We start from the raw sequence: 5,218 nt of genomic DNA on the forward strand, positions 1-5,218 counted from the left end.
GCCCCACCCCCGCCATCACCACGGCGGACACCACCACCCCGGACGACGACACCACCACGCCGGACACCACCCCTGGCGACGACACCACCCCGTCCTCCGGCCCCCGCAAGGAGAACGACGCATGACCGCACTGCTCGAAGTCGAGGACCTGCGCGTCGCCTACGGCAAGATCGAAGCCGTCAAGGGCATCTCCTTCACCGTCGACGCCGGCGAAGTCGTCACCCTCATCGGCACCAACGGCGCCGGCAAGACCACCACCCTGCGCACCCTCTCCGGCCTCATCAAGCCGGTCGGCGGCTCCATCCGCTTCGAGGGCAAGTCCCTGCGCAAGACCCCCGCCCACAAGATCGTCTCCCTTGGACTCGCGCACTCCCCCGAAGGACGGCACATCTTCCCGCGCATGTCGATCGAGGACAACCTGCTCCTCGGCGCCTTCCTCCGCAACGACAAGGCCGGCATCGACAAGGACGTCCAGCGCGCCTACGACCTCTTCCCCATCCTCGGGGAACGCCGCAAGCAGGCCGCCGGCACCCTCTCCGGCGGCGAGCAGCAGATGCTCGCCATGGGCAGGGCCCTGATGTCCCAGCCCAAGCTGCTCATGCTCGACGAGCCCTCCATGGGCCTCTCCCCGATCATGATGCAGAAGATCATGGCCACCATCGCCGAGCTCAAGGCCCAGGGCACCACCATCCTGCTCGTCGAGCAGAACGCCCAGGCCGCTCTCGCGCTCGCCGACCACGGCCACGTCATGGAGATCGGCAAGGTCGTCCTCTCCGGCACCGGACAGGACCTCCTGCACGACGAGTCCGTCCGCAAGGCCTACCTCGGCGAGGACTGACCCACCCGCACCACCACCCCCGTGGGCCCGTCCGGCGCGATCGACGCCGGGCGGGCCCACGGACGCACCCGCCCCGACTCCGTACGGCGCAGCACCGCAGGCCGCACCCGGCCAGCCCGGCCTACCGTACGAGCAAAGGGCCGGCACGCGCCCTCCCGGCAGAAAGGGCCGTACCGCATGGACGTCAACCCGGCACCCGAGGCCACCGACGGCGCCCCCACCCGCCGCCGCCTGCTCACCACCCTCGCCGCCGGAGCCGGCGCCGCCGCCCTCCCGGCCCTCGCGGGCTGCACCACCGCCACCGGCGGCACCACCGGCACCGCTGCCGCCCAGCCCACCGGCAGCCCCAGCGGCAGCACCAGCCCCGGCGCCGCCGAACGCGACGCCGCCCCCGGCGCCATGCAGCTCTTCGACGACCCCGACTTCAATTTCCAGGCGCTCTTCGCCCTCGGCGCCGCCGGCGAAGGCGCCACTGAAGTCGGCGAGACCCTCACCGCCGTCAACGCCATCAACCAGGCCGGCGTGAACAACCAGAGCTACACCGAGACCTTCCGCTCCTGGGGCGACCGCCTCGCAAAACAGGCGCAGGGCGCGGGCGAGGACGACGAGCCGCAGACCCAGGGCTTCCGCGCCCTGCGCTCCTCCGCCTACTACGAGCAAGCCCTCTACTTCGTCCTCGGCAGCGCCGAACCCGACCGCGAGCAACGCCTCTACCAGGCCGGGCGCGACTCCTTCGACACCTTCACCCGCACCCTCACCCCGCCGGCCGTCACCGCCACCCTCCCCTATGGCGACGCCCGCATGCCGCTCTGGTTCTTCCGCCCCGAAGGCGCCACCGGACGCCGGCCCACCGTCATCCTCACCAACGGCAGCGACGGCCAGAACGTCGACATGTGGACCTACGGCGTCGCCGAAGCCCTACGCCGCGACTGGAACGCCCTCGTCTACGACGGCCCCGGCCAGGGGCAGCTCCTCTTCGTCGACGGCGTCCCCTTCACCCCCCGCTGGGAGCGCGTCGTCACCCCCATCGTCGACTGGCTCACCGCCCGCGACGACGTCAACCCCGACCGCATCGCCCTCACCGGCCTCAGCCTCGGCGGCGTCCTCGCCCCCCGCGCCGCCGCTTTCGAACGACGCCTCGCCGCCGTCGTCGCCGGTCCCGGCGTCGTCGCCCCCTGGAACGCCTTCCCGCCCGAGATCCGCGAGGTCCTCGCCCCCACCAAGGAGGAGACCAACCGCATCTGGAACGAGGAAGCGGCGCCGGACATCCCCAAGAGCGACTACTTCACCCTCAACAAGCGCTTCGAGCCCTACGACGCCGCCGTCATGCGCCAAGCCCGCCAGGGCGAACTCTTCACGGACTTCTGGACCCCCGCCCGCGTCCTCGTCGACATGGACATCAGCAAGGTCGCCGGGCGCATCCGCTGCCCCGCCCTCGTCGTCGACTTCGAAGACGACCAGTTCTTCCCGGGCCAGGCGCGCACCCTCTACGACCTCATCCGCAGCGACAAGGACTACGTCGAGATGACCCGTGCCCAAGGCGCCCAGCTCCACTGCTCCCCGATGGCCCCGCAGCACTACTGCGAGACCGTCTTCGACTGGCTCCAGCAGAAGGTACGCGGCTGAGCCCCGCGCTCCGCGCCGCCTCCGAGGGACCACACAGGCCGAGGGACGGGCCGATTCCCACCCCGCCCGAGGGGCCTCCCCTACTGCCCCTTCGCGGCCTTCTTCTCCTCCGCGTCCTCGATCACGGCCTCCGCCACCTGCTGCATCGACATCCGCCGGTCCATCGACGTCTTCTGGATCCACCGGAACGCCGCCGGCTCCGTCAGCCCGTACTGCGTCTGCAGGATGCTCTTCGCCCGGTCCACCAGCTTGCGCGTCTCCAGCCGCTGCGAGAGGTCCGCGACCTCCTGCTCCAGCGCCCGCAGCTCCGCGAACCGGGACACCGCCATCTCGATGGCCGGCACCACGTCGCTCTTGCTGAAGGGCTTCACCAGATACGCCATCGCGCCCGCGTCGCGAGCCCGCTCCACCAGGTCGCGCTGCGAGAACGCGGTCAGCATCAGCACCGGCGCGATGGACTCCCCCGCGATCCGCTCGGCCGCCGAGATGCCGTCCAGGACGGGCATCTTCACGTCCAGGATCACCAGGTCCGGGCGGAGCTCCTGGGCCAGCTCCACCGCCCGGGCGCCGTCCCCGGCCTCCCCGACGACCGTGTAGCCCTCCTCCTCCAGCATCTCCTTGAGGTCCATGCGGATGAGGGCTTCGTCCTCGGCGATGACGACGCGGGTCGTCAGCGGCGGGACGTGCGACGTGTCGTCGTCGGCGGGGGGCTGGGGCGACTCGGGCGCGGTCACGGGGGCTCCTCGTATCACGGCGGTTTCAGCTCCCCCAGAGCCTACCTAGCTGCCCGGGAGCATGGACACCAGGTACACTCCGACCAGCGACCCGGCCGGGTTGGTGGAATGGCATACACGGATGTCTCAAACACATCTGCCCGAGAGGGCTTGCGGGTTCGAGTCCCGCACCCGGCACCACAGCACGCGGATGCTCACCTCCTGGTGACCGTCCGCTTTTTCGTCGCCCGACGCGCGTCCGCCGTGTCGATGGACGCGCACGTCGGGCCGAGGCACCGAGCGGGGTCGCCGCTCGCAGGGGCTCTCAGGTGAGGCTCTCGCCGATGTGGTGGACGCGGACGAGGTTGGTGGAGCCGGAGACGCCGGGCGGGGAGCCTGCGGTGATGTCGATGGACGCGCACGTCGGGCCGAGGCACCGAGCGGGGTCGCCGCTCGCAGGGGCTCTCAGGTGAGGCTCTCGCCGATGTGGTGGACGCGGACGAGGTTGGTGGAGCCGGAGACGCCGGGCGGGGAGCCTGCGGTGATGATGATGACGTCGCCCTTGGCGCAGCGCCCGATGGCCTGGAGGTGTTCGTCGACCTGGGCGACCATCGCGTCGGTGGAGTCGACGTGCGGGCCGAGGAAGGTCTCGACGCCCCAGGTGAGGGTGAGCTGGGCGTGGGTGTCGGGGTCGGGGGTGAAGGCGAGCAGGGGGATGGGCGAGCGGTAGCGGCTGAGGCGTTTGGCGGTGTCGCCGGACTGGGTGAAGGCGACGAGGTACTGGGCGTCGAGGAAGTCGCCGATCTCGGCGGCGGCGCGGGCGACGGCACCGCCCTGGGTGCGGGGCTTGCTGCGTTCGGTGAGCGGCGGGAGCCCCTTGGCGAGGATGTCCTCCTCGGCGGCCTGCACGATGCGGCTCATGGTGCGGACGGTCTCGGTGGGGTGGCGGCCGACGCTGGTCTCGCCGGAGAGCATGACGGCGTCGGTGCCGTCGATGACGGCGTTGGCGACGTCGGAGGCCTCGGCGCGGGTGGGGCGGGAGTTGTCGATCATCGAGTCGAGCATCTGGGTGGCGACGATGACGGGCTTGGCGTTGCGCTTGGCGAGCTTGACGGCGCGCTTCTGGACGATGGGGACCTGTTCGAGCGGCATCTCGACGCCGAGGTCGCCGCGGGCGACCATGATCCCGTCGAAGGCGGCGACGATGGCGTCGATGTTCTCGACGGCCTGGGGCTTCTCGATCTTGGCGATGACCGGGAGGCGGCGGCCCTCCTCGTCCATGATGCGGTGGACGTCGCCGATGTCCTCGCCGGTGCGGACGAAGGAGAGGGCGATGATGTCGGCGCCGGTGCGCAGGGCCCAGCGGAGGTCTTGGGTGTCCTTGTCGGAGAGGGCGGGGACGGAGACGGCGACGCCGGGGAGGTTGAGCCCCTTGTGGTCGGAGACGAGCCCGCCCTCGATGACGGTGGTGGTGATGCGGGGGCCTTCGACGCCGGTGACCTCGAGGGTGACGCGGCCGTCGTCGACGAGGACGCGTTCGCCGGGGGTGACGTCGGCGGCGAGGCCGGTGTAGGTGGTGGAGCAGGTGTGGCGGTCGCCGGGGTGGGGTTCGGTGGTGATGGTGAAGGTGTCGCCGCGTTCGAGGAGTACGGGGCCTTCCTGGAAGCGGCCGAGGCGGATCTTCGGGCCTTGAAGGTCGGCGAGGACGCCGACGCTGCGGCCGGTTTCCTCGGCGGCTTTGCGGACGTGGCTGTAGCGCTGTTCGTGTTCGGCGTAGGTGCCGTGGCTGAGGTTGAGGCGGGCGACGTCCATTCCGGCTTCGATCAGGGTCTTGATCTGCTCGTATGTGTCCGTTGCGGGGCCTAGGGTGCAGACGATTTTGGCTCGGCGCATGGGGCGAGCCTATGGCTTACCGATGGGTAGGTATTTGGGATGGGGTGACTGTTCAACGACCCTTCCTCTGGGGCTTTTGACAAGTGTTGAAGTGGGCGGAGGGGTGCTCTGATGAGCGCCGGAGAGGGGGTCGGGAGGGGTCAGAGGG

Annotated in this window: 4 protein-coding genes and 1 tRNA gene; 3 read left to right on the top strand and 2 right to left on the bottom strand. The window is 70.6% G+C overall.

Features of this window, described 5'->3' with window-relative positions; genetic code table 11:
* Positions 1-121: 121 nt before the first annotated feature.
* Positions 122-838 carry an ABC transporter ATP-binding protein gene (locus tag C6N75_RS12960; RefSeq protein ID WP_105869037.1) on the top strand — a complete coding sequence of 239 codons (717 nt, stop codon included), beginning with the start codon at positions 122-124 and terminating at the stop codon, positions 836-838.
* 177 nt (positions 839-1,015) lie between these two features.
* Positions 1,016-2,464: an alpha/beta hydrolase family protein gene (locus C6N75_RS12965; protein ID WP_258177387.1), complete on the top strand. Its 1,449-nt coding sequence runs from the start codon at positions 1,016-1,018 to the stop codon at positions 2,462-2,464.
* A gap of 80 nt (positions 2,465-2,544) precedes the next feature.
* On the opposite strand, the gene C6N75_RS12970 is transcribed toward C6N75_RS12965, so the two are convergent.
* Positions 2,545-3,198 (bottom strand): ANTAR domain-containing response regulator, encoded by a 654-nt coding sequence (locus C6N75_RS12970; protein ID WP_105869038.1) that lies wholly within the window; start codon positions 3,196-3,198, stop codon positions 2,545-2,547.
* Positions 3,199-3,292: 94 nt separating this feature from the next.
* Between C6N75_RS12970 and C6N75_RS12975 the strand changes: the two genes are divergently transcribed.
* A tRNA-Leu gene (locus tag C6N75_RS12975) sits at positions 3,293-3,378 on the top strand.
* A gap of 264 nt (positions 3,379-3,642) precedes the next feature.
* Here C6N75_RS12975 and pyk read toward each other — a convergent pair.
* Entirely contained in the window at positions 3,643-5,070 is a 1,428-nt protein-coding gene (gene pyk / locus C6N75_RS12980; protein WP_105869039.1) for a pyruvate kinase, read from the bottom strand.
* Between the last annotated feature and the right edge of the window lie 148 nt (positions 5,071-5,218).

It is taken from the genome of Streptomyces solincola (genome assembly GCF_002982015.1).
GTDB lineage: Bacteria > Actinomycetota > Actinomycetes > Streptomycetales > Streptomycetaceae > Streptomyces > Streptomyces solincola.